The 26,628-nt window shown below is 76.2% G+C and carries 34 protein-coding genes and 1 riboswitch; of the genes, 14 read left to right on the plus strand and 20 right to left on the minus strand.

Annotation, left to right across the window (positions count from 1 at the left end; translation table 11 throughout):
- Positions 1 to 466: alpha-L-arabinofuranosidase C-terminal domain-containing protein (locus tag ACRYMY_RS10595; protein ID WP_432547224.1), on the plus strand; the 466-nt coding region annotated here is incomplete at its 5' end.
- 21 nt (positions 467 to 487) lie between these two features.
- Here the strand turns inward: ACRYMY_RS10595 and ACRYMY_RS10600 are convergent.
- Positions 488 to 1,225 (minus strand): HpcH/HpaI aldolase family protein, encoded by a 738-nt coding sequence (locus ACRYMY_RS10600; protein ID WP_432547225.1) that lies wholly within the window; start codon positions 1,223 to 1,225, stop codon positions 488 to 490.
- 1 nt (position 1,226) lies between these two features.
- Positions 1,227 to 1,442, minus strand: a complete 216-nt coding sequence (locus ACRYMY_RS10605) for a DUF6458 family protein (RefSeq protein WP_432547226.1) — start codon at positions 1,440 to 1,442, stop codon at positions 1,227 to 1,229.
- A 114-nt stretch (positions 1,443 to 1,556) separates the two neighbouring features.
- On the opposite strand from ACRYMY_RS10605, the gene ACRYMY_RS10610 reads away from it, so the two are divergent.
- Entirely contained in the window at positions 1,557 to 2,567 is a 1,011-nt protein-coding gene (locus tag ACRYMY_RS10610; RefSeq protein WP_432547227.1) for a YeiH family protein, read from the plus strand.
- A gap of 56 nt (positions 2,568 to 2,623) precedes the next feature.
- Here the strand turns inward: ACRYMY_RS10610 and ACRYMY_RS10615 are convergent, their stop codons facing one another.
- Together ACRYMY_RS10615 and ACRYMY_RS10620 are read right to left on the minus strand one after the other, a co-directional pair.
- Positions 2,624 to 3,142, minus strand: coding sequence for a DUF4383 domain-containing protein (locus ACRYMY_RS10615; RefSeq protein ID WP_432547228.1), 519 nt, complete (start codon positions 3,140 to 3,142; stop codon positions 2,624 to 2,626).
- A gap of 40 nt (positions 3,143 to 3,182) precedes the next feature.
- Positions 3,183 to 3,425 carry an acyl carrier protein gene (locus ACRYMY_RS10620; protein WP_432547229.1) on the minus strand — a complete coding sequence of 81 codons (243 nt, stop codon included), beginning with the start codon at positions 3,423 to 3,425 and terminating at the stop codon, positions 3,183 to 3,185.
- A gap of 143 nt (positions 3,426 to 3,568) precedes the next feature.
- On the opposite strand from ACRYMY_RS10620, the gene ACRYMY_RS10625 reads away from it, so the two are divergent.
- On the plus strand, positions 3,569 to 4,558 hold the full coding sequence (locus tag ACRYMY_RS10625; protein WP_432547230.1) for an SDR family oxidoreductase: 990 nt from the start codon (positions 3,569 to 3,571) through the stop codon (positions 4,556 to 4,558).
- A gap of 186 nt (positions 4,559 to 4,744) precedes the next feature.
- Positions 4,745 to 6,253, plus strand: coding sequence for a S8 family serine peptidase (locus ACRYMY_RS10630; RefSeq protein ID WP_432547231.1), 1,509 nt, complete (start codon positions 4,745 to 4,747; stop codon positions 6,251 to 6,253).
- Between the two features lie 21 nt (positions 6,254 to 6,274).
- Here ACRYMY_RS10630 and fucP read toward each other — a convergent pair whose 3' ends face one another.
- The gene (gene fucP / locus ACRYMY_RS10635) at positions 6,275 to 7,600 is read right to left on the minus strand and encodes an L-fucose:H+ symporter permease (protein WP_432547232.1); all 1,326 of its coding nucleotides are present in this window, start codon (positions 7,598 to 7,600) and stop codon (positions 6,275 to 6,277) included.
- A gap of 155 nt (positions 7,601 to 7,755) precedes the next feature.
- Positions 7,756 to 7,926 (minus strand): hypothetical protein, encoded by a 171-nt coding sequence (locus ACRYMY_RS10640; RefSeq protein ID WP_432547233.1) that lies wholly within the window; start codon positions 7,924 to 7,926, stop codon positions 7,756 to 7,758.
- Positions 7,927 to 8,004: 78 nt separating this feature from the next.
- On the opposite strand from ACRYMY_RS10640, the gene ACRYMY_RS10645 reads away from it, so the two are divergent.
- Genes ACRYMY_RS10645 through ACRYMY_RS10655 form a run of 3 tightly spaced genes read left to right on the plus strand, consistent with a single transcriptional unit; the run spans position 8,005 to position 10,128 of the window.
- Positions 8,005 to 8,952 (plus strand): LysR family transcriptional regulator, encoded by a 948-nt coding sequence (locus ACRYMY_RS10645; protein ID WP_432547234.1) that lies wholly within the window; start codon positions 8,005 to 8,007, stop codon positions 8,950 to 8,952.
- A gap of 1 nt (position 8,953) precedes the next feature.
- The gene (ppk2, locus tag ACRYMY_RS10650; RefSeq protein WP_432547291.1) at positions 8,954 to 9,787 is read left to right on the plus strand and encodes a polyphosphate kinase 2; all 834 of its coding nucleotides are present in this window, start codon (positions 8,954 to 8,956) and stop codon (positions 9,785 to 9,787) included.
- A complete protein-coding gene (locus ACRYMY_RS10655; RefSeq protein WP_432547235.1) occupies positions 9,784 to 10,128 on the plus strand; it encodes a DUF1905 domain-containing protein in 345 nt (114 codons plus the stop codon). The genes ppk2 and ACRYMY_RS10655 overlap by 4 nt, the downstream gene beginning before the upstream one ends.
- A 27-nt stretch (positions 10,129 to 10,155) precedes the next feature.
- Here ACRYMY_RS10655 and ACRYMY_RS10660 read toward each other — a convergent pair whose 3' ends face one another.
- The gene (locus ACRYMY_RS10660; RefSeq protein WP_432547236.1) at positions 10,156 to 10,389 is read right to left on the minus strand and encodes a FitA-like ribbon-helix-helix domain-containing protein; all 234 of its coding nucleotides are present in this window, start codon (positions 10,387 to 10,389) and stop codon (positions 10,156 to 10,158) included.
- A 177-nt stretch (positions 10,390 to 10,566) separates the two neighbouring features.
- On the opposite strand from ACRYMY_RS10660, the gene ACRYMY_RS10665 reads away from it, so the two are divergent.
- Positions 10,567 to 10,992, plus strand: a complete 426-nt coding sequence (locus tag ACRYMY_RS10665; RefSeq protein WP_432547237.1) for a DMP19 family protein — start codon at positions 10,567 to 10,569, stop codon at positions 10,990 to 10,992.
- Positions 10,993 to 11,029: 37 nt separating this feature from the next.
- Here the strand turns inward: ACRYMY_RS10665 and ACRYMY_RS10670 are convergent, their stop codons facing one another.
- A complete protein-coding gene (locus ACRYMY_RS10670) occupies positions 11,030 to 12,031 on the minus strand; it encodes an NAD-dependent epimerase/dehydratase family protein (protein ID WP_432547238.1) in 1,002 nt (333 codons plus the stop codon).
- 174 nt (positions 12,032 to 12,205) lie between these two features.
- Here ACRYMY_RS10670 and ACRYMY_RS10675 point away from each other — a divergent pair, with 174 nt between their 5' ends.
- Positions 12,206 to 12,454 (plus strand): type II toxin-antitoxin system Phd/YefM family antitoxin, encoded by a 249-nt coding sequence (locus ACRYMY_RS10675; protein ID WP_432547239.1) that lies wholly within the window; start codon positions 12,206 to 12,208, stop codon positions 12,452 to 12,454.
- 59 nt (positions 12,455 to 12,513) lie between these two features.
- On the opposite strand, the gene ACRYMY_RS10680 is transcribed toward ACRYMY_RS10675, so the two are convergent.
- From ACRYMY_RS10680 to ACRYMY_RS10725, 10 genes are all read right to left on the minus strand, one after another.
- The gene (locus ACRYMY_RS10680) at positions 12,514 to 13,383 is read right to left on the minus strand and encodes a sucrase ferredoxin (protein ID WP_432547240.1); all 870 of its coding nucleotides are present in this window, start codon (positions 13,381 to 13,383) and stop codon (positions 12,514 to 12,516) included.
- A gap of 101 nt (positions 13,384 to 13,484) precedes the next feature.
- Complete coding sequence (locus ACRYMY_RS10685; protein WP_432547241.1) at positions 13,485 to 14,765, minus strand: cupin domain-containing protein; 1,281 nt, start codon at positions 14,763 to 14,765, stop codon at positions 13,485 to 13,487.
- Position 14,766: 1 nt separating this feature from the next.
- Positions 14,767 to 14,997 carry a hypothetical protein gene (locus tag ACRYMY_RS10690; protein ID WP_432547242.1) on the minus strand — a complete coding sequence of 77 codons (231 nt, stop codon included), beginning with the start codon at positions 14,995 to 14,997 and terminating at the stop codon, positions 14,767 to 14,769.
- A gap of 120 nt (positions 14,998 to 15,117) precedes the next feature.
- Positions 15,118 to 16,806, minus strand: a complete 1,689-nt coding sequence (locus tag ACRYMY_RS10695; RefSeq protein ID WP_432547243.1) for an ABC1 kinase family protein — start codon at positions 16,804 to 16,806, stop codon at positions 15,118 to 15,120.
- A gap of 206 nt (positions 16,807 to 17,012) precedes the next feature.
- Entirely contained in the window at positions 17,013 to 17,465 is a 453-nt protein-coding gene (gene cynS, locus ACRYMY_RS10700; RefSeq protein ID WP_432547244.1) for a cyanase, read from the minus strand.
- Complete coding sequence (locus ACRYMY_RS10705) at positions 17,462 to 18,319, minus strand: formate/nitrite transporter family protein (protein WP_432547245.1); 858 nt, start codon at positions 18,317 to 18,319, stop codon at positions 17,462 to 17,464. The genes cynS and ACRYMY_RS10705 overlap by 4 nt, the downstream gene beginning before the upstream one ends.
- 104 nt (positions 18,320 to 18,423) lie before the next feature.
- Positions 18,424 to 18,789 (minus strand): STAS domain-containing protein, encoded by a 366-nt coding sequence (locus ACRYMY_RS10710; RefSeq protein ID WP_432547246.1) that lies wholly within the window; start codon positions 18,787 to 18,789, stop codon positions 18,424 to 18,426.
- A 121-nt stretch (positions 18,790 to 18,910) separates the two neighbouring features.
- Positions 18,911 to 19,441, minus strand: a complete 531-nt coding sequence (locus tag ACRYMY_RS10715; RefSeq protein ID WP_432547247.1) for a hypothetical protein — start codon at positions 19,439 to 19,441, stop codon at positions 18,911 to 18,913.
- Between the two features lie 86 nt (positions 19,442 to 19,527).
- Complete coding sequence (locus ACRYMY_RS10720; RefSeq protein WP_432547248.1) at positions 19,528 to 19,911, minus strand: fluoride efflux transporter FluC; 384 nt, start codon at positions 19,909 to 19,911, stop codon at positions 19,528 to 19,530.
- Positions 19,908 to 20,390 carry a FluC/FEX family fluoride channel gene (locus tag ACRYMY_RS10725; protein ID WP_432547249.1) on the minus strand — a complete coding sequence of 161 codons (483 nt, stop codon included), beginning with the start codon at positions 20,388 to 20,390 and terminating at the stop codon, positions 19,908 to 19,910. Before ACRYMY_RS10725 ends, ACRYMY_RS10720 begins: the two co-directional genes overlap by 4 nt.
- A gap of 171 nt (positions 20,391 to 20,561) precedes the next feature.
- On the opposite strand from ACRYMY_RS10725, the gene ACRYMY_RS10730 reads away from it, so the two are divergent.
- Together ACRYMY_RS10730 and ACRYMY_RS10735 are read left to right on the plus strand one after the other, a co-directional pair.
- A complete protein-coding gene (locus ACRYMY_RS10730; RefSeq protein WP_432547292.1) occupies positions 20,562 to 21,272 on the plus strand; it encodes a VIT1/CCC1 transporter family protein in 711 nt (236 codons plus the stop codon).
- A gap of 128 nt (positions 21,273 to 21,400) precedes the next feature.
- On the plus strand, positions 21,401 to 22,045 hold the full coding sequence (locus ACRYMY_RS10735; RefSeq protein ID WP_432547250.1) for a YitT family protein: 645 nt from the start codon (positions 21,401 to 21,403) through the stop codon (positions 22,043 to 22,045).
- Positions 22,046 to 22,094: 49 nt separating this feature from the next.
- Here ACRYMY_RS10735 and ACRYMY_RS10740 read toward each other — a convergent pair whose 3' ends face one another.
- Positions 22,095 to 22,559 (minus strand): riboflavin kinase, encoded by a 465-nt coding sequence (locus ACRYMY_RS10740; RefSeq protein ID WP_432547251.1) that lies wholly within the window; start codon positions 22,557 to 22,559, stop codon positions 22,095 to 22,097.
- Positions 22,560 to 22,588: 29 nt separating this feature from the next.
- Positions 22,589 to 22,700: riboswitch (SAM riboswitch) on the minus strand.
- Positions 22,701 to 22,755: 55 nt separating this feature from the next.
- Between ACRYMY_RS10740 and ACRYMY_RS10745 the strand changes: the two genes are divergently transcribed.
- The 3 genes from ACRYMY_RS10745 to ACRYMY_RS10755 all read left to right on the plus strand — a co-directional run bounded on the left by ACRYMY_RS10745 (position 22,756) and on the right by ACRYMY_RS10755 (position 25,673).
- Positions 22,756 to 24,780 (plus strand): amylosucrase, encoded by a 2,025-nt coding sequence (locus ACRYMY_RS10745; RefSeq protein ID WP_432547252.1) that lies wholly within the window; start codon positions 22,756 to 22,758, stop codon positions 24,778 to 24,780.
- A gap of 15 nt (positions 24,781 to 24,795) precedes the next feature.
- Entirely contained in the window at positions 24,796 to 25,290 is a 495-nt protein-coding gene (locus tag ACRYMY_RS10750; RefSeq protein ID WP_432547253.1) for a DnaJ family domain-containing protein, read from the plus strand.
- Between the two features lie 71 nt (positions 25,291 to 25,361).
- On the plus strand, positions 25,362 to 25,673 hold the full coding sequence (locus tag ACRYMY_RS10755; protein WP_432547254.1) for a hypothetical protein: 312 nt from the start codon (positions 25,362 to 25,364) through the stop codon (positions 25,671 to 25,673).
- Positions 25,674 to 25,710: 37 nt separating this feature from the next.
- Here the strand turns inward: ACRYMY_RS10755 and ACRYMY_RS10760 are convergent, their stop codons facing one another.
- Positions 25,711 to 26,628 (minus strand): carbohydrate ABC transporter permease, encoded by a 918-nt coding sequence (locus ACRYMY_RS10760; protein ID WP_432547255.1) that lies wholly within the window; start codon positions 26,626 to 26,628, stop codon positions 25,711 to 25,713.

Consider the following 26,628-nt stretch of genomic DNA (forward strand, 5'->3'; position numbering starts at 1 on the left):
CATCGCCCAGACCCTCAACGTGCTGCAGGCGATGATCCTGACCGACGGGGACGCGCTGGTCCTGACGCCCAGCTACCACGTGTTCGCGATGAACAAGGGCCACCACGACGCCGACTCCCTGCCCCTGCACCTGCGCACCCCCTCGCCCGTGCGGACGGTCGGGGACGAGGAGCTGCAGACGTTCACGGCCACCGCGAGCACCAAGGACGGCCGCGTCCTCCTCTCGCTGACGAACCTCGACGCCGTCGACGACCTCGAGGTGGACCTCGACCTGCGCGGCGCCGCGGTCTCCGACGCGCGCGTGCGGCTCCTGACCGCCGACGAGCTGACCGCGCACAACACCGCCGACGCCACCCCCGTCGTCGTCCGGGACGCCGACGAGACCGCGACGCTGGAGGGCGGGCGCCTGCGCGTGCGGCTGCCGCGGCACTCCTTCGCCACCGTCAGCCTCGCCGTCACCGCCTGAGACCCGTGGGGGCGGCCGGGATCAGTCCCGGTCGCTCCCGGCGAGGGCCGCCGCGGCCGCAGCCGCGCCCTCGGCGAGGACCGTGGCGTCCACCGCCACGGCGACCTCGTCGAAACCCAGCGCCGCCAGCGCGCGGGCCGGCTCCACCGCGCCCCCGAAGGCGCCCGCGCTGATCCCCGCCGCGCGGCAGGCCGCCACCACCCGGGGCAGCGGGTCGTCCGGCGCGGTGGCCGCCAGCAGCTCCGCGTGCGTGGTCCCCAGCGAGAGGGCCAGGTCGTAGGGGCCGACGAACACCTCGTCCACCCCGGGCACGGCGGCGATGGCCTCCACCCGCTCCAGCGCCCCCGGCGACTCCACCATGACGACGCACCGCACCCGCGCGTCGGCGCGCGCCGGGTCCTCGACCGCCCCCGTCCACAGCGGCGCCAGCTGCCCCCAGCTGCGCCCGCCGCGCGGCGGGTAGCGGCAGGCGCGCGCCGCCCGCCCGGCGGCCGCCGCGTCCTCCACGAGCGGGACGACGACGCCGTCGGCCCCGGCGTCCAGGACGCGCCCGGTCCAGGCCGGGTCCTCGCGCGGCAACCGCACGAGGACCTCCACGTCCGGCGGTGCCGTCCCGCGCAGCGTCGCGAGGGCGGCGAGCACCGAGGACTCGTCCCACAGGCCGTGCTGGGCGTCCAGGACCACGCGCCCGACCCCGCTGCGGGCCAGCGCGGCCGCCGCGGCGGGGCTGCCCAGCGTCGACCACGCGCCGGGGCGCACCTCAGTACCCGCGGTCGGAGTACCCGCCGTCGGCGGAGGTGCTGCTCGCACGGGACCGCGGCCGGAAGAACGCGAACTCCAGGACGATCCCGAGGACCCCCACGACCATGAGGATGACCCCCACCGTCTGCAGGTCCACCCCGGACACCTCGAGGGTCACCGCGAAGCGGAGGACCGCCCCCACGGCGAGCAGGAAGATGGCTGTTCCCAGGCGCACACCCCGAGCTTCCTCCGATCCCGTGATCGCGCAAGGCGGACACGCGGGCGGCCCCGCGCACACGCGCCCGACCCCGCCGCGAGGGCGCCGGGGGCCTGCGACCACCCTGGTCCGGTGCCCGACCCGGTGACCGCCCCCCGGCCCGCCCGCCTGCCGCCCTGGTGGCCGGGCGCCGTCCTCGTCGGGGCGGCCACGGTCGCGGCGCTGACCGCCGGGGCCGCGCTGCCGCTGCTGCCGGCCTCGACGGCGGCCGTCGTGCTCGGCGCGGTGCTGGGCAGCACGGGCCTGCACCGGCCGGCGTTCCGCCCGGCCACCGCGTTCGCCTCCCGGCGCCTGCTGCGCGCCGCCGTCGTCCTGCTGGGTCTGCAGGTCCCGCTGGCGCAGGTCCTCGGCCTCGGCGCCGCCGGCGCGGTCCTCGTCCTCGGCACCGTCGCGGTCACCTTCGCCGGGACGCTCCTCCTGGGCCGGCTGCTGCGGGTGCGGCGCGAGCGGACCCTGCTCGTGGCGACCGGGTTCTCGATCTGCGGGGCCTCCGCCATCGCCGCCGTGCGGCCGGCCACCGACGCCGACGAGGACGACACCACCACCGCGATCGCGCTCGTCACCCTCTGCGGGACGCTGGCGATCGGCCTGCTGCCCCTGCTGCGCGGCCCGCTGGGGCTGGACGTGCAGGGGTTCGGCGCGTGGGCCGGGGCCAGCGTCCACGACGTCGGCCAGGCCGTGGCGGTCGGCGACCTCGTGACCGGGGCGCTGGCGACCGTCGTGGCGGTCAAGCTGGCCCGGGTGCTGCTGCTGGCGCCCCTCGTCCTGCTCGTCGGGCTGTCCCGGCGTCGCCGCGCGCGCGCCGGGGGCCGCGCGCACCGGCCTGCGCTGCTGCCCCTGTTCGTGGTGGGGTTCGTCGCCGCCGTGGCGCTGCGGGCCACCGGCGTCCTGCCCGGGGAGCTGCTGACCGGGGTGGCGCGGGTGCAGGACGTGCTGCTGGTGGCGGCGCTGTTCGGCCTGGGCACGGGCATCGACGTGCCGCGGCTGGTGCGCACCGACCGGCGCTCGCTGGCCCTCGGCCTGGCGGCCTGGCTGCTCGTCGCCGGCGTCGCCCTCGCGGGGGTGCGCCTGCTGGGGCTGTGAGGCCCGCGGGTGCGCGGTGCGCGCGGGCCCTGGGACCCCGCGCGCACCGCACTCTCCTACTGCGCGTTCCCGCCGGCGGTCCTGCCGCTGCGGCCCACGGCGGTCCCGTGCGACAGGCGGCCCGGCATGAGCAGCGCCAGGCCGACCATGCCCAGGCCGAGGCCCAGGTGCAGCCAGTCGTCGGCCCGGTTGACCGGCACGAAGTTCGCCCCGCTCTGCTCGGCGACCACGAGGCCGTAGACGAACAGGCCGAGGTAGGCCACGCCGCCGACGAGCAGGTACGCCTTGGCGAGGGCGGCCGTGCGGGCCAGGGCGAGGCCCGCGACGCCGAACAGCAGGTGCAGCAGGTTGTGCAGCACCGAGACGTGGAAGACGCCCAGCAGGTGGGCGCCGGACTCGTGCCCGGCGAAGGTCATGTCACCGACGCCGGTGGTGATCCCCGGCACGAAGCCGAGGACGCCGACGAGCAGGAACGTCGCGCCGACGAGCAGGGACGCCAGTTGCACGGGAGTGCGCCGGGACCTGCTCACGGTCAGGTCGTCGGTGCGGGTGGACGAACTGCGGTCGCTGGCCACGGGTCCTCCTGGTGGGTCGTGGGTGGGGTGGTGCGGCGGCTCAGGAGACGGCGGGGCCCGAGGAGCTGCTGCCGGAGAGGTCCTTCAGGAACTCGTGCGCCCTGGCCGCGCGCTGGGAGTCCTCCTGCATGACCTGCTCGAAGAACTGCGCGATGTCGTCGCGCCCGGCGTTGCGGGCGTCGCGGACGTACTGGCCGTAGTCGTGCCCGGCCTTCAGGGAGTGGTACTGCACGGAGATCAGGTCGAACGTGACGTCGTCGAAGCCGGTCTCGCCGGTGGCCATGGTGCCTCCTCCATCGATCGGTGGTCCGTCACCCTGTCCCTACCCGCCGTGGCCGCGCTCACACCCGCGTCCGGGGCGCTCCCGCACCCGGTCCACCACCGCCCGGCTCGCCCGGCCGGCGCCGGCTGCGTACGGTGCGACGGGTGAGCGCCCTGCGGACGTTGTTCATCGGTGGTAGCGGGATCATCAGCTCCGCCTGCGTGGCCGAGGCGGTGCAGCGCGGGCACGAGGTGACCGTGCTCAACCGCGGCAGCGGGCGGCGCGACCTGCCGGAGGGCGTGGAGCGGGTCGTCGCCGACGTGCGCGACCCGGCCTCCGTGCGCGAGGCGCTGGGGGACCGCGAGTTCGACGCCGTCGCCGACTTCGTCGCCTTCACGCCCGAGCACGTGCGCACCGACCTGGAGCTGTTCGAGGGGCGGACGGGGCAGTACGTCTTCATCAGCTCCGCCTCCGCCTACCAGACGCCCCCGGCGCGACTGCCGATCACCGAGTCCACGCCCCTGCGCAACCCGTTCTGGCAGTACAGCCGCGACAAGGCCGCCTGCGAGGACGTCCTCGTCGAGGCCTACCGCGACCGCGGGTTCCCGGCCACGGTGGTGCGCCCCTCGCACACCTACGACCGCACGCTCGTCCCGCTCGACGGCGGGTGGTCGGCCGTGGAGCGCATGCGCCGCGGGCAGGAGGTCGTCGTGCACGGCGACGGCTCGTCGCTGTGGACGCTGACGCACCACACCGACTTCGCGCGGGCCTTCGTCCCGCTGCTGGGCCACCCCCGCACGCTGGGGGAGGCGTTCCACATCACCTCCGACGACGTGCTGACCTGGGACCAGATCGCCCACGCGCTGGCCGCGGCCGCCGGCGTCGAGGCTCGGATCGTCCACGTGCCCTCCGAGCAGATCGCCGCCGCCGACCCCGAGCGGGGCGCCTCGCTGCTGGGCGACAAGACGCACTCGGCGGTGTTCGACAACAGCAAGGTGCGCAGCGTGGTGCCGGGCTGGACGGCGACCGTCCCGTTCGAGCGGGGCGCCCGCGAGATCGTCGACTGGTACGACGCCGACCCCTCCCGCCGGGTCGTCGACGAGGACTGGAACGCCCTCGTGGACGACCTCGTCGCGCGGTTCCGCATCGGCTGAGGGGGGCCTCGCCGGCCGGTGGACGTGCCGCGCCGGCGAGGAAGTTGCTGCGGCGTACTGGACGGGTCCACGACGTTGTGTTCAGATACGGCTCTCTTCCGTGAGCACGTTGCTCGTGGAAACAGCCCTGACCCGGGCGCGGTGACGCCTGCGCGCCGCCGTGCCCGGCACTCACCGAGGAGCGCCGTGCCCCGCACCACGACCACCCGCACCACGACCACCAGCACCCGCAGGACCCTGGCCACGGGCGCCGCCCTGGCCGCCGCGATCAGCCTGACCGTCGGTGCCCCGCACGCGGGTGCCGCGCCCACCGCGAGCAGCGCGACCGCCGGCACCTCCGCGACCGCCGCCGCGGCCGTCCCGATGAACTACACCGTCAACGTGGCGAAGGCCAACCGCGGCCAGACGCTCAAGGTCGAGCGCGCCGTCACCGCCGCCGGCGGCACCGTCGTGCAGTCCTGGGCCGAGATCGGCGTCGTCGTCGCGCAGTCGGGCAGGAGCGACTTCGCCGAGCGCCTGCGCGCGGAGAAGGCCGTCGAGTCCGTCGGCGCCACCCGCACGGCCGCCGTCGTGGAGACCGACCCGACCTGGGAGATCAGCGACCCCCTGCGCCCCGGCGAGCCGGGCCGCGGGAACGCCCGCACCCTCGCCCAGCGCACCGGGAACGTCGAGGACGCCACCACCGCGGTCCCCGACCCCCGCGAGGGCGAGCAGTGGGACCTGCAGCTCATCGGCGCCGACGCCGCCCACCAGGTCACCGACGGCAGCCGGGACGTGCTCGTCGCCGTCCTGGACTCCGGCATCGAGGGCGGCCACCCCGACCTGGCGCCGAACGTCGACACCGCCGCCTCCGCGAGCTGCCTCAGCGGCGTCCCGGACACCTCCTACGCCGCGTGGCAGCCCACCACGAGCGACCACGGCACCCACGTGGCCGGGACGATCGCCGCGGCCCGCAACGGGATCGGCATCGTCGGCGTCGCCCCCGGCGTGCGGATGTCCGCCGTCAAGGTCGTCAACGACGACGGGTTCATCTTCGCCGAGGCCGCGATCTGCGGGTTCATGCACGCGGCCGCCACGGGCGCCGACATCACCAACAACAGCTACTACATCGACCCGTGGCAGTTCTGGTGCGACGACGACGCCGACCAGCGCGCCGTCAAGACCGCCGTGCAGCGCGCCGTCCGGTACACCCAGGACCGGGGGATCGCCAACGTCGCCGCCGCGGGGAACTCGAACGTCGACCTGGCGAACAAGACCGTCGACACCTCCAGCCCCAACGACAGCACGCCCGTCTCCCGTCCGATCGGGAACGACTGCCTCGACATCCCCGCCGAGGTCGAGGGCGTCGTGACCGTCTCCTCGACCGACCGCAGCGGGGCGAAGTCGAGCTTCTCCAACTACGGCGACGGCGTCGTCGACGTCGCCGCCCCCGGACGCGCGATCCTGTCGACCGTCCTGGGCGGCGGGTACGGGACCAAGAGCGGCACCTCGATGGCGTCCCCGCACGCCGCCGGCGTCCTGGCGCTCGTGAAGTCCGCGCACCCCGAGCTCAGCGGCGCCCAGCTCGTGGAGCGCCTCGAGCAGCAGGCCACCGACGTGCCCTGCCCCGCGGGCGTCCAGCAGTGCACCGGCACGAAGGAGCGCAACGGGTTCTTCGGCGAGGGGCTCGTGAACGCGGCCGCTGCCGTGCGCTGACGCGCTGACCCGCGGCGGCGCTCAGGCGGGCGCCGCCGCGGGCTCGCGGTCCGCGCGCAGGCTGAACAGCGCGTACGCCGCCACCACGGCGAAGCAGGCACCCGGCACCAGGTAGGCGGTGGTCGCGCTCGTCGCGTCGATCGTCGCCCCGTGCACCAGCGGCAGCAGCGCACCGCCCAGGATCGCCATGACCAGCCCGGCGGCGCCGAACTTGGTGTCCTCGCCCAGCCCCCGCAGCGCGATCCCGTAGATCGTCGGGAACAGCAGCGACAGGCACAGCGACAGCCCCACCACGGCCAGCATCCCCACGAGGTCCGGGGACAGGACCGCCACCGCGCACAGCACGACGCCGAGCACCGTCATGAGCAGCATGAGGAACGCCGCGCGCACGTACCCCATGAGCCACACCATGAGGAAGCGCGAGACGAGGAACACGATCAGGCTGGCCTGCAGCCACACCCCCTGCTCGGTCGAGGACGCCCCCACGGCCTCCGCGGCGTACTGCAGGGTGAACGTCCACGCGCAGGTCTGCGCGCCGACGTTGAAGAACTGGGCGACCACGCCGAAGCGGTAGTGGCGGTTGGCCAGCAGCCTCTTCAGCGTCGCGGCGAAGTGCGTCTCGTGGCCCTCCTCGACGTCGGTGCCGACGTGGTCGGGCATCCGCACCGCGGCGATGCCGAGCCAGATGAGCACGAGCGCGACGCCCATGCCCAGGTACGGCGCCATGACGGCGTCCAGCTCCTCGGCCTGGATCGCGCGCAGCGCCTCCGGATCCAGGGCCGCGCGCTCCTCGGCGGTGGCGCTGTTCAGGTTCGGCAGGATGAAGACCGCGGCCAGCAGGACGCCGAGGTTCGTGCCGACCGGGTTGAAGGCCTGCGCCAGGTTCAGGCGGCGGGTGGCGCTGTCGTCTGGTCCCATCGCCATGACGAACGGGTTGGCCGACGTCTCCAGGATCGACAGCCCGGCGGCCAGCGTGAACAGGGCCACCAGGAACCAGCCGTACGTCATGGACTGCGCGGCCGGGAAGAACAGGAAGGCTCCGCCGGCGGCCAGGCCGAGGCCCAGCAGCACGCCGGTCTTGTAGGAGAAGCGCCGGTTGATGAACGCCGCCGGCAGCGCGAGCAGGAAGTAGGCGCCGTAGTAGGCGGACTGCACCAGCGCCGACTGGAAGTTGCTCATGCTGAAGATCGTGCGGAACACGCTGACCAGCGGGTCTGTCATGTTCGCGGCGGTGCCCCACGCGGCGAAGCACGTCACCAGCAGGACGAACGGGAGCTTCGCCCCCGGGTTCAGGAAGGGGGCCTTCTCGACGGTCAGGTCCCCGCCGGTCGTCGAACGTGTCGTCACGGCCGTGCTCCTCGTGTCCTCGTCGACCTGAGGAGGTGCCCACCGGCCGGCGACCCGTCACGGGCCGGCCGGCGACGCCTCGGGCCCGAGGGCCCCAGGCAGGTCTAGCACGTCACCGCCCCGCCCTCCAGGGCAGCGCGGCGCGGGCCCGCGCGTCAGTCGACGGCGCGGCGGGAGGCCGGCAGGACGACGACCGAGGCGCCGCGGGTGGCGGGCATCGCGGCGACGACGGCCTGCTCGGACGGGCGCGGGCGGGCGACGTGGCGCAGGGCGGACAGCCAGCCGGATCGGGTCGTGACGGGGGTCGAGGTGCCGGGGTCGGTCATGCCTCCAGTGTCCGCGGCACCCCGTCCATGCGTCCAATGAACCTTGCGCATGTCACCCATGACGTGGCGTCATGCGGGATGGACACGCAGGCCCTCCGCTGGTTCCAGCAGGTCGCCGACGGCGTGAGCGTCACCGACGTCAGCGCCGGCGAGCGCGTCAGCCAGTCGGGGGTGTCCCGCGCTCTGGCCCGGCTGGAGGCCGAGGTCGGCACCCCGCTGCTGCGCCGCTCCGGGCGCTCGCTGCGCCCCACGCGCGCCGGCGCCGCGTTCAAGCGGCACGTCGACGCCGCCCTGCACGCGCTCGACGACGGCCTGGCGGCCGTGGAGCAGGCGGTCGACCCCGGGGCGGGCACCGTGGTCCTGGCCTTCCAGGCGTCGTTGGGGGCCTGGCTCGTGCCCGACCTGCTGGCCGGCTTCCGCGCGCGGCACCCCCGGGTCGGCTTCGAGCTGCGCCCGGCGCGCGACGAGCTCACCACGTCGCTCACCGCCCGCGGCGACGTCGACCTGGAGCTGACGGCCCTGCGGCCCGTGGGACCGGCGCTGCGGTGGCGGCGCCTGGCGCGCCAGCCGCTGCGCCTGGCCCTGCCCGCCGCCCACCGCCTCGCGCGGCGCGACGCGCTCACCCTCGCCGACGTCGCCGGCGAGCCGTTCCTGGTCCTGCCGCCCACGTCCCTGCTGCGCCGTCGCACCGACGAGCTGAGCGCGGCCGCGGGCTTGGCGCCCGCCGTCGCCTTCGAGTGCGGCGACCTGCCCTCCCTGCACGGGTTCGTCGCGGCGGGTCTGGGCGTGGCGGTCGTCCCCGACGGGCCCGAGCAGGACCCCGCCGTGCGGACCGTGCCCCTGACCGACGCCGGCGCTCACCGCGACGTCGGCGTGGTGTGGTCCTCCGAGCGCCGGCTGCTGCCGGCCGCCGAGCGGTTCCTCGCGCACGTCACCGAGCGCGCCGAGCGCGAGGGCCCGCGGGGCCTGGACCCCGGGGGCCGCGGGGGTCCACGATCGCGGGGTGGCGACGCGACGCAGCGGTGAGCTGCAGCCCGAGCCGGGCGCCGACCGGGAGGAGGGCGGTGCGGGCGAGGTCCCGCGCCGCGCCTACGAGCGGCGGCTGCTGGAGCTGCAGGTCGAGCTGGTGCAGATGCAGGAGTGGGTCCGGCGCAGCGGCACCCGCGTCGTCGTGGTGTTCGAGGGGCGCGACGCCGCCGGCAAGGGCGGCACGATCAAGCGGATCACCCAGTACCTGAACCCCCGCTCGGCGCGCATCGCCGCCCTGCCCGCGCCCGACGCCCGCGAGCGCGGCCAGTGGTACTTCCAGCGCTACGTCGAGCACCTGCCCACCGCCGGCGAGATCGTCCTGTTCGACCGCTCCTGGTACAACCGCGCCGGGGTGGAGCGGGTCATGGGTTTCTGCACCCCCGATGAGCTGGAGGTGTTCCTCCAGCAGGCGCCGGTGTTCGAGCGGCTGCTCGTGGACTCCGGCACGGTCCTGGTGAAGTACTGGTTCTCCGTCAGCGACGCCGAGCAGGAGCGCCGGCTGCGCTCGCGCCTGTCGGACCCGGTGCGCCGCTGGAAGCTGTCGGCGATGGACGTGGAGTCCCGCCGCCGCTGGGTGGAGTTCTCCCGCGCCAAGGACGAGATGTTCGCCTGCTGCGACACCGAGCACGCCCCCTGGTGGGTCGTCGAGGCCGACGACAAGCGCGCCGCCCGCCTCAACTGCATCTCCCACCTGCTCGCCCAGGTGCCCTACGAGCACGTCGAGCCCGAGCAGCTGGAGCTGGGCGAACGACCCGCCGCGGGGGAGTACCGGCGCCCGCCGCGCAGCGCCTCCCGGTACGTGCCCGACGTCACCGGGCCGCTGCGCGCGTGAACGCAGCGGACGGCAGCGCCGCGGACAGCGCCGATGATCCCGTCGCGCTCGTCGTGGAGTTCAGCGCGCCGCTGTGGCGGTGGGAGGCGCGCACCGACGAGTGGGTGTTCGCGCGGCTGCCGCAGGACGCCTCCGACGACGTCCGGGCCCTGCCGCGCCCGCCCAGCGGTTTCGGGTCCGTGCGGGTGCGCGTCACCTGCGGCGCGTCGACCTGGACGACCTCGGTGTTCCCGGAGTCCGCCGACGGCGCGTACGTCCTGCCGCTGAAGCGCTCGGTGCGCCGCGCCGAGGGGATCGGCGTCGGCGACACCGCGCGGCTGCGGGTGGAGGTGCTGCGGTAGGCGGGGCCGTGGCGGCGTCGACGACGGTCACGACCGGCCGTCGCGGTCCTCACGCACCGCCTCGACCGCGTCGCGGAACGACACGCTGCCACCGGCCCGCCCGCCGGCGCGCTCCAGCACCGCGTCGAGCGCGGGGATGCCTTCCTCCTCGACGAGGCTGGTCGGCCGTCGCTCCTGGGGCGACTGGTGGGCGCGGGCTGCGCGGCGGCGCGGGGCGGCGTGCGTCTCGTCGGGGACGTCTTCGATCGGAGCGCTGGGCACATCGCCACGGTGACACTGCCGCAGCGGTTCCGCGAGCGCCGGAGCGACGGGACCGTGAGGTGGAGCCGACCTCGGCCGCCCACCCGGTGAGCGGGATGACCGGTGAGTCGCAGGGAGCGTCGGAGGCGAGCGCTAGCGTCCGGACCTGACCTGCTCACGACCGGGAGGGCGCAGACGATGACCCCGCTGATCGATGCGCTGAACGTCCGCGCCATCCACGCCTACGAGCGCCAGGACGCGTCAGCCCTTCCCGGTCTCCGCTCCCTGGGTGCGGTGATGGCCCTGCACGGCATCGCCGAGAACGGCGGACTGGTCGGTGGAGGCATCGAGAACGTCTTCTTCAGCGACGGCCTGCGATCGATCGAGGACGCCGTCGAGGGCTACCGCTGGCTCGGTCTGAGCGACGTCGCCGAGCTCGTCACCCGCGCCCGCGAGGAGTACCTGCGGTTTCGGCCCACCGGCTGGGAGGAGCTCTCGGAGGCGGACGCCTCGCTGTGGGACCAGCTCGACTCGGCGTACTCCGCGATCGCTCCCTCGGAGCGGCTGGAGGCGGCGGTGGCCGCTCACCTGCACGAGATCGCACCCGAGCTGCTGCCGTCCTGACCGCGTGGTCGTCACACCGGGATCCGCAGGACCGGCGTCAGTTCCGCGCCTCCCGGCCCGCCGCCCGCAGCAGCCCGTCCTCCAGCTCCCGCGGCAGCCCGTGCACCGGCCGGTCCGGGCGCTGCGCCGGGAACCCCTCGCGCTGCAGCCACTCCCACGTGTCGGCCACCGTCTCCTCCACGGGCCGGCAGCGCAGACCGGCGGCCGCGGCGCGGGAGGTGTCAGCCTCCAGGAACCCGGCGAACTCCCCGCTCGTCGGCACCCAGCACGGCAGGTGCGTCCACGGCTGCGCGCCCGCCGCGGCCAGCCGCTGCTCGTCCACCCACACCAGTTCCGCGTCCGAGCCGGTGACCTCCACGCACGCCCGCAGCAGGCCCGCCGTGGTGGTGTGCCCGGAGCGGCTGGCCACGTCGACCGCGCCGCCGGCACCGGCCACGAGGGAGTCCAGCACGAACGCCGCCAGGTCGCGGGCGTCGACGAACTGCAGCGGCCGGCCCGGGTGGCCGGGGGCCACGACCCGCCCGCCGGCGGCGGCGCGCCGCAACCACCACGGCAGCCGGCCGATGTCCTCGCGCGGGCCCAGGACCAGACCGGCGCGCGCCAGCAGGGCGCCGGGGGAGGAGGCCAGGACGCCCAGCTCGGCCCCGCGCTTGGCGGCCGCGTAGTCGACCTCGTCGCCGCCGGCGGGGTCGCCGTCCACGAGAGGCGAGGTCTCGTCGACGTGCTCGCCCCAGACGTAGACCGAGGCGCTGGAGACGTAGGCGTACCCCCCGGTGCTCCCCGCCAGCACCTGGGCGGCCGCGGTCGCCACCCGCGGGGCGCCAGCCCACGTGTCCACCACGGCGTCCCACCGGCGCCCGCCCACCGCGGCCGCGAACTCCCGATCGTCGGTGCGGTCGGCGTGCAGCACCCGCACCCCCGGCGGCGGGGCGCCCGTGCGGCCGCGGTGCAGCGCGGTGACGTCCCAGCCGCGCGCCAGCGCGGCGTCCAGCAGGGCCCGGCCGACGAAGCGGGTGCCGCCCAGCACCAGGAGGTCCACGGCCCGATCGTGGCCGTCCGCGCGCCCGGACGTCACCCGGTTCCCCCGCGGGCGAACGGGCGGGGCCGTGAGCCAGCGGCCAGCTCCGCGGGCAGGACGACGGCGACGTCGCGGCGACCGCTGCGCACTGTGGAGACGGCCGACTCAGTCTGAGGTGGTCCCTACCGTGGAGCCATGACGTGGACGGTCGACGTGCAGGAGGCGAAGACGTACCTGTCCCACCTGCTCGAAGCGGTCGAGCGGGGCGAGGACGTGGTGATCACCCGATCAGGCAAGCCTGTGGCTCGCCTGGTGCCCGCGCGCTCACGCGGAGCGCGTCGTCCCGGAGCCTGGCAGGGGCGAGTGGCCGTCGCCGACGACTTCGACGACACCCCCGAGGACCTGGTGGCCGCCTTCGGCGACGATGACGTCCGACTCCTGTGAACGGTCGCTGACTCCCACCACCGCGGGACGACCGCGGGGTCGTCGCCCCGCCGCCGCGCTCAGCCGGCCGGGAGTTGCCGCGCGACCAGGGCGACGAGGTCCCACGCGGGCGGGTGCTGCTCCTGCGCGGCGCCGCACGTCAGCAGCGCGGCCTCGGACCCGGCGGTGCGCCGCACCGTCACGCGCAGCACCCCGCCCGGCGCGGCGCTCGCGGGCGCGTCGGCCAGGTCGACGTGCCACAGCGCCTCGTCCTCGCCGTCGCGGCGGGCGGCGACCGGCCGCAGGGCCGCGACGTCGTCCACGCCCAGCGCCAGGCGGGCGTGCACGTCGGCGGCCTGCGCGACCATCGCCTCGCTGCAGCGCCCGCGCGCCAGAGCGGGCAGCACGCGGCCCGCGGCGGTCGCCGCCACCAGGTCCACCGCGTCGGTGGCGTCCACACGACCGTACGTCCACCCCGTCGGCAGGGTCAGCACGCTGGCCGCGAACCGGTCGCCACCCAGGTGCGAGCACTCCCACACGTCGTCCGGCGCCAGGGCGGCGAGCGCCTGCGCGACCGGGCGCCCGCGCAGCGCGCAGCACCAGTCCTTGCGCCCGTGCGTGCACACCAGCAGGAGGTTCCCGGGCCGCTCGGTCCAGCCGTCGTCGTCCGCGGCGGCCGCGGCCACGTCGGCGGCCGCGCACGTGCGCACCAGGACGCGCTCGCGCCCGCGGGTGCAGGTGACGCGGAACAGGGTCCGCACGCCGTCGTCCTCGCGGGCCTGCCCGGGCCGGCGCACCAGCAGCAACCGGGCCGAGAGCGCGGACGCGGTGCGCCGCAGCGACTCCGTGACCTCCGGGCCCAGCCGGGACTCCGGGACGCCGCCCGCCCCCCACGGCCCCGGCTCCTCCACCAGCAGCCAGGCGCGGGTGGGGGAGGCGGTGCCCAGCACCGCCTCCCCGCGCTCCTGCGACGCCGCGGCGCACGAGAACCGCCGCTGCGCCGGGTGCAGGTCCTCCGGCGCGCAGCCGTGGCGCCCGGTGCCGGTGACGGTCAGGACGCGGCTCCCGGCCCGGCCGGCAGCAGCACCCGCTCGCGCAGCAGCCGGCGCAGCAGCACCTGCGCGTCGTCGGCGTCGATCCCGACCCCGGCCGCGGCCAGCGCGCGCGGCGACGTCGGGCGGGCCAGCGCCTCGCGCAGCGCCGGCTCCGTCCACGCCGGCAGGGAGATCCGCCGCCGCCCCACGGCCAGCGCCACCCGCTCCGGGCCCTCCGCCCCGAGCGTCCAGCGCAGCCCGGTGCGCGGGCGCACCCCGTCGTCGGGGCCGAGGGTGCGGGCCGCGCGGTCCTGCGCCAGCGCCCCCACCGGCTCCACGGGCACCGCCCGGGCCCGGCGCGCGGCCACGACGCGCTCCACGGCCGCGTCGTCCAGGGACTCCAGCCACGCCAGGGCGGCGCGGCGGAACGCGGCGACCTCCGTGCCGTCGCCCTGACCGGGCAGCGGCAGCGCGTGGCGCAGGGCCACGGCGTCGTGCCCGGCGCCGGTCAGCAGGTCGCCCAGCACGTCCGCCCACGTCGTGGACAGCAGCCCCACCGTCAGGTGGATCGAGCGCTCGTCGGTGGTCTGCGCCGAGTGCAGCCACCCGCGCGGCAGGTACAGGGCGTCGCCCGGCTCGAGCACGGTGTCCACCACGGGTGCGCGCCCGCCGACCGGGTCCGGGCCCAGGTCCTTCGAGGGCTGGCTGCGCAGCGGCAGCTCGACGACCGGCGGGTGGATCGTCCAGTGCTTGCGGCCGTCGACCTGCAGCACCAGCACGTCGTGGGTGTCGTGGTGCGGCTTGAACCCCTGCGCGCCCGGCGGCGTCACGTACACGTTGACCTGCGTCTGGTGGCCCAGCTCCACGGCCAGGTCGCGGCAGAAGGCGGCCAGCGGCGGGTGGACCCGGTGCAGGGCGTTGAGCACGATCGTCGCGCCGTCGGCGTGCGCGGCGGCGATCCCGTCCGGGTCGGGCAGGTCGGCCAGGCGCTGGTTGCCGGCGTTGGCGGTGCGCGTGTAGGCGCTGCGCGGCAGGGAGACGCCGTCGCGCACCATCGAGAAGAACGGCACGCGCAGCCCGCGCGGGCCCAGCAGCTCGTCCACGTCCGCGGGCGAGAGCAGGTCGTCGAACCCCGGTGCGGCGTCGGCGCCCGAGCGCTCCGCGGCCCGCACCAGCAGCGGGCGGGCGTTCCAGTGCTCGGCCGCGAACCGCTCCGGGGTCGTGGCGAAGCAGCGCGCCAGCGGGGACGCCCCGGCCCCCGCGGTGGCGGGGACCGGGGCGGTCAGCTCGGTGGTCACCTCAGCCGTTGGCCGGGTCCGTGCCGGCCGGGTCCGAGCCCGCGGGGTCGACCTGGGTGCTGTCGGAGTCGCCGGCGTCGGCGTCACCGCCCTCGCCGCCGGCGGGGTCCACGCCCGAGGGGTCCGAGCCCGAGGGGTCCACCTGCGTGGCGTCGCTGTCGCCGGCGTCGGCGTCACCGCCGGGACCGGTGCCCTGGGTGCTCGTGGTGATGTCGTCGTCGCTGAGGGACATTGCGCCTCCGGTTCGTCGGGCGTGCGGGGTCGTCGTGCGGCGCCATGCTGTCGCGCGCACCGGTGGCCCGCCACCCCGGGACGCGGGGCGAGCCGGCGACCCGCCGCGGCACCGGGTCCGTCACCAGCGCGAGGAGGGCCGCCGCCCGCGGGCCGTCCAGCCCAGGTACCCCGTCAGCGCGGCCGCGGCCGCCACCCCCGCCCCGACGATCTTCGTCTGGTGCGGCTGCCAGCGCGGCGGGTCCACCGCCGCCAGCTCCGCCAGGCCCTCGATGACCGCGGCCGTCACCACGCCCACCACGACGCGGTTGCCGATGCGCTCGACCCGGCGCACGTACGACTCCAGCTCGTCGGTGCGCAGCGACACCGACAGCCCGTCGCGCTCCACGTCGTCGAGGATCCGCAGCAGCTGCCCGGGCAGCTCCGCGCCCAGCTCCGCGGCCTCCAGGCCCACCCGGCCCAGCCGGCGCGCCAGCGCCGTCGGGCCCAGCTGGTGCGCCATCAGCCGCCGCACGTACGGCGCCAGGACCTCGCCCAGGTGGAAGCGCGGGTCCAGCTCCGCGCCCATCCCCTCCAGCATCACGACCATGCGCACCACCAGCGCCAGGTTGCGCGGCAGCGTCATCCGGTGCGCGCGCAGGATCGCCAGCACGTCGCGCACGTACGCGCCGATGCTGATCTCCGACAGCGGCAGCCCCTGGTAGCGGGCCAGCAGCCGCGCCGCGTCGTCGGCCAGCCGCCGCCGGTCCACCCGCCCGCGCGAGAGGGCGATGTCCGTGACGGCCGAGGCCACCCGGTCCGCGTCGTGGCGCACGAACGCCGCCACCAGCGCGGCCAGCCGCAGCCGGGTGCGCTCGTCGACCTCGCCGACCATGCCGTGGTCCAGCAGCCCGATCTCCCCGCCCGGGCCGATCAGCAGGTTGCCCGGGTGCGGGTCGGCGTGGAAGAAGCCGTGCACGAACACCATGTCCGCGACGATCCGGGTGGCGCGCGCCGCCAGCGCCGGGCGGTCGATGCCCGCCGCGTCCAGCGCGTCCCCGTCGCTGACCCGCACCCCGCGCAGGCGCTCCAGCGTGATGACGCGCGACGTCGTGCGGTCCCAGTGGACCTTCGGCACGTGCACCTCGGGGTCGCCCGCGAAGTCGTGGGCGAAGCGGTCCGCGTTGCGGCCCTCCTGCAGGTAGTCCAGCTCGGCGCGCAGCGTGTCGGCGAAGTCCTGCGCCAGCCCCACCACGTCGTAGTCGGCGGCGATGCTCCAGCGCCGCGACGCGCGCGCGGCCAGGTCCCGCAGCACCTCCAGGTCGCCCTGCACCTGCTCCACCACGCCCGGGCGGCGGACCTTGACCACGACGGCCGTGCCGTCGGGCAGCGTCGCCGCGTGCGCCTGCCCGATCGAGGCGCTGGCCAGGGGCTTGGGGTCGACGTGCTCGAAGAGCTCCTCCAGCGGCGCGCCCAGCTCGCTCTCCACCGTCGCGCGCACCGCCTCCCACGGCACCGGGGACACCTCGCTCTGCAGCCGGGTCAGCTCGCGCTGGTAGTCCGGCGGCAGCAGGTCCGGGCGGGTGGAGATGATCTGCCCGAGCTTGACGAACGTGGCGCCCAGGTCCTCCATGACCGCGCGCAGCCGCTCCGGGCCGGTGCGCGGCGGGGTGTTCCGCTCGCGCAGCACCGCCACCGGGGCCACGGCCGCCAGCCCGCCCGTCAGCCCCGCGGGCAGCCACCGCTGCAGGTCCAGCACGTCCACGAGGTGGTCCAGCCCGTGGCGCGACAGGGTGCGCGCGATCTGCAGGTACCGCTCCTGACGTCGCACCGGCGCCCCTCCCGTCCGCTCCCGCTCGTGCCGCGCGGCTCGTGCCGTACCGCCCGTGCCGCGGGTGCTGCGGGGACAGCCTGTCAGGAGGAGCGGCCGTCCGCGGGACCGCCCGGGGCTGGAGGGCCCGCGCCGACCACGGACAGGCGCAGGTCCCGGACGAGCTGGTCGGCCGGGCGCCGCCGTGGTCAGCGCCTGACGGGCCCCTACCAGCGGTAGTCGAGGAACTTCCCGTCGAAGGTGACGACCACGCGGTCACCGTCCGGGTCGGGCCGGCGGGCGACGTCGACGCGGAAGTTGATCGCGCTCATGATGCCGTCGCCGAACTCCTCGTGGATCAGCTCCTTCAGCGCCGGCCCGTACACCGACAGGGCCTCGTGGAACCGGTACACCGTCGGGTCGGACGCGACGGCCGGGTCGGGACCGCGGTGGGGCTGCAGCTGCAGGGCCTCCACGACGTCCTCGCCGAGGCCGAGCAGCTGCCCGGCGCGCCGCGCGTGCTCGGCCGGCACGGGGTGCTGGCCGAGCAGCGCGGCCGTCGTCCACACGGGCGGGGTGCCCAGGTGCGCGGCCACGTCGGCCCAGCGCAGCCCGGTGCGGCGCAGCGCGGCGCGCACGGCGTCCGCGGCCTCCCGCTTGGTCGTCAGGCGCTCGCTCACCGGGTCACCTCCGCGCCGCGCTCGCGCACGTCGGCCTGGCGGGGGAGCACCGCGCGCGGGCGCCCGGTGCGCGCGTGCGTCGTGTACAGCGCCAGACCCACGAAGGTCAGGCCGCCGACGAGGTTCCCGACCACCGTGGGCACCTCGTTCCAGACCAGGTAGTCCAGCAGCGAGTACGAGCCGCCCAGCAGCAGCCCGGTGGGGAACAGGAACATGTTCACCACCGAGTGCTCGAACCCCATGTAGAAGAACACGATGATGGGCATCCACATCGCGATCACCTTGCCGGACACGTTCGTCGACAGCATCGCGCCCACCACGCCGGTGGAGACCATCCAGTTGCACAGGACCCCGCGCACGAACAGCGTGAGCATCCCGGCGGCGCCGTACTGCGCGTACCCCAGGGTGCGGTCCTCGCCGATCTCCCCGAGGCGCTGGCCCACCTCGTTCGGGTCGACGGCGAAGCCGTAGGTGACGACGACCGCCATCATCACCGCGACCGTCAGCGCACCGGCGAGGTTGCCGGTGAACACCAGGCCCCAGTTGCGCAGCATCGAGCGCCACGTCACCCCGGGACGCTTGTCGATGAGGGCCAGGGGGACGAGCGTGAAGACGCCGGTCAGCAGGTCGAAGCCGAGCAGGTAGAGGATCGAGAACCCGACGGGGAACAGCAGCGCGCCCACGAGCGCGTTCCCCGTCTGCACGGTGACGGTGACGGCGAACGCCGCCGCCAGCGCGAGGATCGCGCCGGCCATGTAGGCGCGCACGAGCGTGTCGCGGGTGGACATGAGGACCTTGGACTGCCCCGCGTCGATCATCTTCGTGACGAAGTCCGGCGGGCTCACGTAGGACATGAGCAGCGACCCTGCCGCGCGCCTGTTTCCGCCCGGTCAGCTCGTCGTGTCCGGCCGGTCACCGTCCCCGCACACCGCGGTGGCGGTGCTGTGAGGCCGGGTCCTCAGGCCGCGGGCGGGTCCGGGAGGGGGCCGTCGTCGGGGACGAGGTCGACCAGCGTCGCCACGCGCGTGGTGCGCAGCAGGAAGCGGACGACGGGGGGCGGGTCGAGCACCTGCACGCGGTGCGGGCGCACCCGCACCGCGAGCCGGGCCAGGAACCCCACGCCGGTGGAGTCCATGAACGTCACGCCCCGGGTGTCGACCACCACGGGCAGCGCCGAGGCACCGACGTCCGCGACGGCGCGCTCGAGGTCCTCGCCCAGGGTCGCGTCCACCTCGCCGGCGAGGACGACGCGGGCCAGCGCGGCGTCGACCGCGGTGCGCACCGACCCGGACGCCGCCCGCTCCTGCGCGCGCTCACCCGTCACCGTGCACCTCCTGTCCGTGGACGTGGTCGTCCACGGCAGGTGGAGTCCCACCGCTGCCGGGTGTCACGCCGGGAGAGGTGTGTCCTCGGTCACACGCGTCGACCGGTGGGGACGGCGGGGCTCAGTCGTCGTCGTCGGCGCACAGCTGGGCGGTGACCCGGCCGTCGTCGAGCTCGACCTCCAGGTCCAGCCGCTCCTGCCCGCGGCGCCACTCGACCTCCACCTCGTCGTCGTCGTCCACGTCGACCTCGGTGGTCCAGCCCCCGGCCGCCCGGACGTCGGCCAGCGACAGGCGCCCGTCGGTGAACGGCACGACCGCCGAGCCGGCGTCGGCCACGACGTAGCGGCCGTCCTCGGGCACGGGGACGTCGGTGCACGTGCCGCTCGCCGGCCGGGGCCCCGCGGGCGCCGCCGGCGCCGCCGGAGCGCCCTCCGGGGAGCTGTCCGGCGAGGTCCCGGGGGAGTCGTCGGGGGAGGTGGTCGGGCTCGCCGGGTCCGCGCCCTGCTCGCCGGGGCTCAGGGTCACGGCGTCACCGGCCGGTGCTGCGGCGTCGTCCCCGCCGCAGGCGGGCAGCAGGAGCAGGACGGCGGCGGGCAGGGCGAGCAGCCCCGCGGTGCGCGTACGGGTGCGGGCGGTGGTCCGGTCAGCCATGCGGACAGTCGACCAGCGCGGCGTGAGAGCCGCGCGAGAGGACGGTGAGAGGACTCTCACGGCCCCGGGGACCCCACCGCAGCGGCTCACCCCAGGGCCAGCCCGGCCGCCAGACCAGCCGCGGCGGCGGCCGTCGTCGCCACCAGCGTCCCGGCCGCGTTGCCCGCGGCGGCCCACCACGCGCCCCGCTGCGCCAGGCGCACGCTCTCCAGCACCGCCGTGCTGAACGTCGTGTACCCGCCGCAGAACCCCAGGCCCGCGACGGCGCGCAGGTCCTGCGGCCCGGCGCCGGCCAGCACCAGCCCCGTGACCAGGCCCAGCAGCAGCGAGCCGGTGACGTTGACCCCCACGGTCGGCCACGGGAAGGTCGTGGGCCACCGGCGCCGCACCTCCCCGTCCACGACGAAGCGGGCCACCGCGCCCAGCGACCCGGCCAGGCACACCGCCAGCGGGACGAGCAGGGCGCTCACCGCGGCGCGTCCGGGTCCGCGTCCGGGTCCACCGTCGTCGACACCGCCGGGCGCCGCGCGGTCCGCCAGCGGTGGTGGCGGGCCGCCGCGAGCACCCCCAGCAGGGCCGCCAGCAGGCCGAGGGCCACGCTGAGGACGGCGTAGGCCGCCCCGGTCGCGAGAGCCCCCCCGCGCACGAGCAGGTCCGCCTCGCCCGCCAGCGAGCTGTACGTCGTGAAGGACCCCAGCAGGCCGGTGCCCAGGCCCAGCCGCAGCAGCCGCCGCCGCCCCTCGTCGGGACCCCGCCGCGCCAGGCCCTCCAGCAGCGCGCCCAGGCCGAAGGCGCCCAGCAGGTTGACGCCGAACGTCGCCCACGGCCACCCCGTCGCCGGGGACGGCCAGGCGCTCTCCGCGGCGTAGCGCAGCGCCGTGCCGCAGAACCCGCCCAGGAGCACGACGGCCAGCGGGCGCGGGGACAGGTGGGGTGCTCGGGCGGGCACGGGTCGCTCCGATCGCGGGGACGGGGGTGCTCCGGCTGGGGCGCGCGCCACTGTACGAGCCGCCCGCCGGTGAGGGCAGGCTGGCCTGCTCGGGCGCGGATGCCGTTGCGCTGCAAGCGGAAGCGGCGAGCGGGTGGTACCGCGGCGAGTAGCGTGGCGGTCGTGACCGACCTGGCCCACCACGACCGCGAACCCGCCGAGCACCTCGGCTCCGTCAGCGGCCGCCTGAGCTGGCTGCGCGCCGGCGTCCTCGGCGCCAACGACGGCATCGTCTCCGTGGCCGCGCTCGTCCTGGGTGTCGTGGCCGCCACCGACGACCGCGGCGTCCTGCTCACCACCGGTCTGGCCGGGCTCGTGGCCGGCGCCCTGTCGATGGGGGTCGGGGAGTACGTCTCCGTCAGCACCCAGCGCGACACGCAGTCCGCGCTGCTGGCGCGCGAGCGGCGCGAGCTGGCCGAGCTGCCGGACGAGGAGCTCGACGAGCTGACCGCGATCTACACCGCCAAGGGGCTCTCGCCGGCGCTGGCGCGGCAGGTCGCCCGCGAGCTGACCGCGCACGACGCCCTCGGTGCGCACGCCGAGGCGGAGCTCGGCCTGGACCCGCAGGAGGTCGTGCGCCCCTGGCAGGCCGCGGGGGCGTCGGTGCTGGCGTTCACCCTCGGCGCGGCGCTGCCCCTGCTCGCCGTGCTGCTGCCCCCGGACGCGGCGCGGGCACCGGCCTGCTCCGCCGCGGTCCTGCTCGCGCTCGCCGTCACCGGCCTCGTCAGCGCCCGCCTCGGCGGCGCCGACCCGCGCCGGGCCGTGCTGCGCACCACCGGCGGGGGAGCCGTCGCCATGCTCGTCACCTACGGGACCGGCTCGCTGCTCGGCACCGCCCTCTGACGCCCGCTGGGCCCTGCGGGGTGGGTCCGGTGGGCACTCTGCCGCTGGAACGACGTCCTGCTGGACGATCTGCCCGTCCGGACCAGTCCCGCTTGCGCACCGGTACCCGGCGTCGCGACGCTGCGCGGGTGACGACGACCGGACCGGCCGCGACCCGGCCACCCACCGCGGCGGCCGCGCCGCTGCCCCACTCCCGCGCCGAGGACGTGGCGGGCCTGCTCGTCGGGACCTTCCTGGCCTCCCTGGGGCTGCACCTGCTGCACGCGGCCTCGGCCGTCACCGGCGGCACCGCCGGGCTCGCCCTGCTCCTCGGCTACGCGGCCGGTCTGCCCTTCGGCGTCCTGTTCCCGCTGGTGAACCTGCCGTTCGTCGTGCTCGCCGTGCGGGTCAAGGGCTGGGCCTTCACGCTGCGCTCTGCGCTCGCCGTCGCGGCGGTGTCCCTGCTCAGCCCCCTGCAGGCGGCCTGCCTGCCGGACCTGCGGATCGACCCCGTCTACGCGGTGCTGGCCGGCAACCTCGTGGCCGGCACGGGGCTGCTCGTGCTGTTCCGCCACCGCGCCAGCCTCGGCGGGTTCGGCGTCCTGGCGCTGGTGCTGCAGGAACGGCTCGGCTGGCGGGCCGGCTACGTGCAGATGGTGCTGGACGTCGCCGTGGTCACCGCGTCCGTGGCGGTCGTCGGCCCGGCGGTGGCCGCGCTGTCGGCCGCGGGCGCGGTCGTGCTCAACCTCGTGCTGGCGATGAACCACCGCCCGGGCCGCTACACGGGCAGCTGACCCGGTCGGTGCACGGGCAGTCGACCCCGGTCGGGGAGCGGGTGCGCCCTCAGCCGCCCAGGCCGGCCCGCAGCGCCCACGCGCGGGTGGCGGCCACGTCCAGGCGCAGCTGCTCCACGAGCTCGCTGGAGCCGGCGTAGCGGCGCTGCGGGCGCAGCCGCTCGTGCAGGCGCACCAGCACGGTGCGCTCGTACAGGTCGCCGTCGAAGTCGAGCAGGTGCGCCTCCAGCAGCCGCTGCCCGTCCCGGCCGTAGTAGGTCGGGCGGTGGCCCACCGACACGGCGGCCACGTGCACCGGCCCGCCGGTAGCCGGGTCCACCTGCACCGTGCCGGCCCACACGCCGTCGCGCAGCCCGTGCTCGGGCACCGCGACGTTCGCCGTCGGGAACCCCAGCAGCCGCCCGCGCTCGTCGCCGTGCTCGACCACGCCCTCCACGTGCAGCAGGGCGGGCGCGTCGCGCAGGCGGTGCTGCGCCGGCAGGCGGGTGGTCAGGGCGCTGGGGCGTTCGGGCACGAGGACCTGCTTCCGGGCCGGGCTCCGCGGAGCCGCGCTTGCCGGGCGCCCACCGCCCGGCCGGGTCGTCACCTGGAGCACCCCACCGCGGTGGAGGGTTGCCGGGCAGCCAGCCAGGGCTTCACGCTGCCGCTCTTGACCTGCGGTCACGGTAGGAAGGGGTCCTGGACGTGTCAACAGCAGCGCGGGGGGACGGATGACCGGGACGACGACGACCGGCGGTGCGGGCGGCGCGCCGTGGGAGGTGCCCGCCGGGCTGCTGGACGGGCTGCTGGACGGGCTGCCGCCCGCGCGCCGCGAGGTGTTCGCCCTGCGGGTGGAGCGCTGGTGGGAGGACCTGCGCAGCGGCCTGGCCGGTCTGCACGCGCCGGACGTCGCCGACGACCTGGCGGCCCGGCTGCTGCGCCTGGCCGCCGGGGCGTGCGCCCGCCGGCCCGACGACCTGCACCGCCTGGACCAGGCCCGCACCCTGCGCCCCGACTGGTTCCAGTCCCCGCGCGCCGTCGGGTACGCCGCCTACACCGAGCGGTTCGCGGGCACCCTGGCCGGCGTGGCCGGCCGGCTGGACCACCTCGAGGACCTCGGGGTCACCTACCTGCACCTCATGCCCCTGCTGCGCCCGCGCGAGGGCGACAGCGACGGCGGCTACGCCGTGGCCGACTACCGCGCCGTGCGCGAGGACCTGGGCGACGTGGAGGACCTGCGCGAGCTGGCCACCGCCCTGCGCGCGCGCGGCACCAGCCTCGTCCTGGACCTCGTGCTCAACCACGTCGCCCGCGAGCACGAGTGGGCCCGCGCGGCGCGCGCCGGCGACGAGCGCTACCGCCGCTACTTCCACGTCTTCGACGACCGGACCCTGCCTGACGCCCACGAGCGCACGCTGCCGGAGGTGTTCCCCGACTTCGCCCCCGGGAGCTTCACCTTCGACGACGAGCTCGGCGGCTGGGTGTGGACGACGTTCAACTCCTTCCAGTGGGACCTGGACTGGTCGAACCCCGAGGTCCTCGCCGAGTTCGCCTCGATCGTGCTGTTCCTGGCCGAGCTCGGGGTGGAGGTGCTGCGCCTGGACGCGGTGGCGTTCCTGTGGAAGCGGATGGGCACGAACTGCCAGAACCAGCCCGAGGTGCACTCCGTGGTGCAGGTGCTGCGCGCGCTGACCCGCATCGCCTGCCCCGCGGTGCTGCTGAAGGCCGAGGCGATCGTCGCGCCCGACGACCTGGTCCACTACCTCGGCCGCGGCCGCCACCACGGCCGCGTCAGCGACCTGGCGTACCACAACACGCTCATGGTGCAGGTGTGGTCGTCGCTGGCCGCGCAGGACGTGCGGCTGGCCGCGCAGGCGCTGCGGGCGCTGCCCACCGTGCCGACGACGACCGCGTGGATCACGTACGCGCGCTGCCACGACGACATCGGCTGGGCCGTCTCCGACGCCGACGCCGCGGCGGTCGGGCTCGACGGGCACGCCCACCGCTCGTTCCTGTCCGACTGGTACTCCGGCGCCTTCGAGGGGTCCACCGCGCGCGGCCTGGTGTTCCAGGAGAACCCGGCGACGGGGGACCGGCGGATCAGCGGCACGTGCGCGGACCTGGTGGGGCTGACCGCGGCCCGCGAGGCGCTGGCCGCCGGGACGGGGGACCCGCGGGTGCACGCGGAGCTGGAGGCGGAGGTGGACGCGGCGCTGGCCCGGCACCTGCTGGCCCACGCCGTCGTCTTCGCCTGGGGCGGCATCCCGGTGGTGTGGTCCGGCGACGAGGTCGCCGCGCCCGGCGACCCGGACTGGGCCGCCGACCCGGCGCACGCCGCCGACAACCGGTGGGCGCACCGGCCGCGGCTGGACGAGCGGGACCTGGGGGCCGCCCGGGACCCCGCGTCGGTGCCGGGGCGGGCGCTGGCCGGGCTGCGGCACCTGGCGCGCACGCGCGCCGGCCTGCCGCACCTGCACGCCAGCGTCGCCGCGGACGTGCTGGAGCCCTCCGACCCCGGGGTGCTGGCGTTCGTGCGCAGGCACCCGCTGGGGGAGCTGCTGTGCCTGTTCAACGTCACGGGCACCTGGCGGCCCTTCCCCGGGCACCGCGTCGAGGAGCTGGGCCTGGCCGGGGCGGTGGACGCGCTGAGCGGGGAGGCGGCGCCGTGGGGCGGGGACGGTCAGCTGTGGCTGGCGCCGTGGCGGTCGGTGTGGCTGCACCTGCCGGTGGAGGAGGTGCGCCCGCCCGCGCCGTGAGGTGAGGATGGGCGGGTGCGCGAACCGGTCCGGCGGCCCTGGGACGACCGCGTCGAGCGGCAGGTCCGCGAGGCGCAGGCGCGGGGAGCCTTCGACGACCTGCCGGGGGCGGGGCGGCCGCTGCGCGGGCTGGACCGGGAGTTCACCGTCGAGGGGTGGGCGGCGGAGAAGGTCCGCCGCGAGGGCTTCGACCTGTCGGCGGTGCTGCCGCCCGCGCTGGCGCTGCGCCGCGAGCGCGAGCAGCTCCTCGACGAGGCCGGCGTGGCCGCGCTGCGCTCGGAGCCGGAGGCCCGCGCGGTCGCCGAGGACTTCAACGAGCGGGTGCGCGAGCTGTACCGGCGCCCCGCCGACGGCCCGCTGGTGGTGGTGCCGCTGGTCGACGTCGACGACCTCGTGGCGCGCTGGCGGGCCGCCCGGTCCGCCCGGTCCGCGTCCGCCGCACCGGTGCTGGACGCGCCGCCGGTGGTGCGGGGGCGACCGCGGCGCTGGTGGCGCCGGCGCCGGACGTGACGCAGGTCACACCCGATCGAGCGTGACACCGCGGTCCCCTCCCTCTCGACCGGGGGGTGGAGGTGGTGACCGTGGACACGGACCCGAGCCCGCCCGGACCCGGCGGGGTGCACGACCCCGCCGGGTCCGGGCTGGACGAGACCGACCTGCGCGTCCTGGAGCTCGTCGGCGACGGGCTGCCCGGGGTGCTCGCGGGGCGTGCGCTGGACCTGGACGTGGTGGAGGTGGCGCACCGGCTGCGCCGCGCCCGCGCGGCGTACGGCGCGAGCAGCACCCGCGCCGCCCTCGAGGCGGCCCGGGCGGCCGGCGACCTGCCGCAGCGGGCCCCGGGGCGGGACCCGGGCCCGGACGCCGGGCGGGGCGGTGGTCCGGCACCCGGCTGACGCCGGGACCGGGCCACCGCCCCGCGGGCGGGTGGGCTCAGCCCTTCAGGCCGGTGCCCGCCACGCCCTCGACGATGCGCCGCTGGAACAGCAGGAACAGCACCACCAGCGGAAGGGCGCCCAGGATCGTGGAGGCCTGGATGTCGGAGAAGCGCTGGCCGAACGAGCCCTGCACCGTCGCCAGGCCGACGGGGATCGTCATCAGCTCCGGGTTGGACAGCACGAACAGCGGCAGGATCAGGTTGTTCCACGTCCACACGAACGTGACGATCGCCATGGCCGAGATGACCGGCTTGGACAGCGGCATGATGATCGAGCGGTAGATGCGCCAGCTGGACGCCCCGTCCAGGCGGGCGGACTCCTCCAGCTCCTTGGGCAGCCCGTCGAAGAACTGCTTGAAGACGAACAGCGCGATGACGCTGGCCGCCTGCGGGAAGATCACCGCCCAGTAGGTGTTGAGCAGCCCGACGGCGTTGAGCATCTGGAAGATCGGCACGATGAGCACGTCGGCCGGGATCATGATGCCGGCCAGGACGAGCACGAAGACGAGCTGCCGGCCCCGGAAGCGCATCCGCGACAGCGCGAAGGCCGCCATCGAGGCGAAGACGACCACGAGGAACGCCGCGCCGGTGGCCGTGATGAAGCTCGCCAGGTACCAGTTCCACAGGTCCCCGCCGCCCAGCAGGGTCGCGTACGAGGCCAGCGTCGGGTTCGTGTCCCGCAGGATCGCCTGGGCGCCCAGCGAGGAGACCGCGTTGTCGGTGAACGACGTCTTGATCGCCCACAGGCTCGGGATGAGCCACAGCACGGCGAAGACCGTCAGCACGACCACGCACGCGGTGTTGAACGCCTTGCTGCTGCCGGTGGCACGGATGCGCTGCGGCGGGGCGGCCGCCGAGACGCCGCGCGCGCGGGCACCGGTGCCGGTGCCGGTCGACGTGGTGGGGGTCGCCAT

Source organism: Kineococcus haloalkalitolerans (assembly GCF_050871905.1).
In the GTDB taxonomy this organism is placed as follows: domain Bacteria; phylum Actinomycetota; class Actinomycetes; order Actinomycetales; family Kineococcaceae; genus Kineococcus.

What these genes read in the sequence shown, in the direction of transcription:
- ACRYMY_RS10705 (WP_432547245.1), bottom strand. Translation starts at nt 18,319, where the DNA reads ATGTCCTACGTGAGCCCGCCGGACTTCGTCACGAAGATGATCGACGCG.
- ACRYMY_RS10690 (WP_432547242.1), bottom strand. Translation starts at nt 14,997, where the DNA reads ATGTCCCTCAGCGACGACGACATCACCACGAGCACCCAGGGCACCGGT.
- ACRYMY_RS10760 (WP_432547255.1), bottom strand. Translation starts at nt 26,628, where the DNA reads ATGGCGACCCCCACCACGTCGACCGGCACCGGCACCGGTGCCCGCGCG.
- ACRYMY_RS10745 (WP_432547252.1), top strand. Translation starts at nt 22,756, where the DNA reads ATGACCGGGACGACGACGACCGGCGGTGCGGGCGGCGCGCCGTGGGAG.
- ACRYMY_RS10715 (WP_432547247.1), bottom strand. Translation starts at nt 19,441, where the DNA reads ATGGCTGACCGGACCACCGCCCGCACCCGTACGCGCACCGCGGGGCTG.
- ACRYMY_RS10665 (WP_432547237.1), top strand. Translation starts at nt 10,567, where the DNA reads ATGACCCCGCTGATCGATGCGCTGAACGTCCGCGCCATCCACGCCTAC.
- ACRYMY_RS10640 (WP_432547233.1), bottom strand. Translation starts at nt 7,926, where the DNA reads ATGACCGACCCCGGCACCTCGACCCCCGTCACGACCCGATCCGGCTGG.
- ACRYMY_RS10645 (WP_432547234.1), top strand. Translation starts at nt 8,005, where the DNA reads ATGGACACGCAGGCCCTCCGCTGGTTCCAGCAGGTCGCCGACGGCGTG.
- ACRYMY_RS10620 (WP_432547229.1), bottom strand. Translation starts at nt 3,425, where the DNA reads ATGGCCACCGGCGAGACCGGCTTCGACGACGTCACGTTCGACCTGATC.
- ACRYMY_RS10675 (WP_432547239.1), top strand. Translation starts at nt 12,206, where the DNA reads ATGACGTGGACGGTCGACGTGCAGGAGGCGAAGACGTACCTGTCCCAC.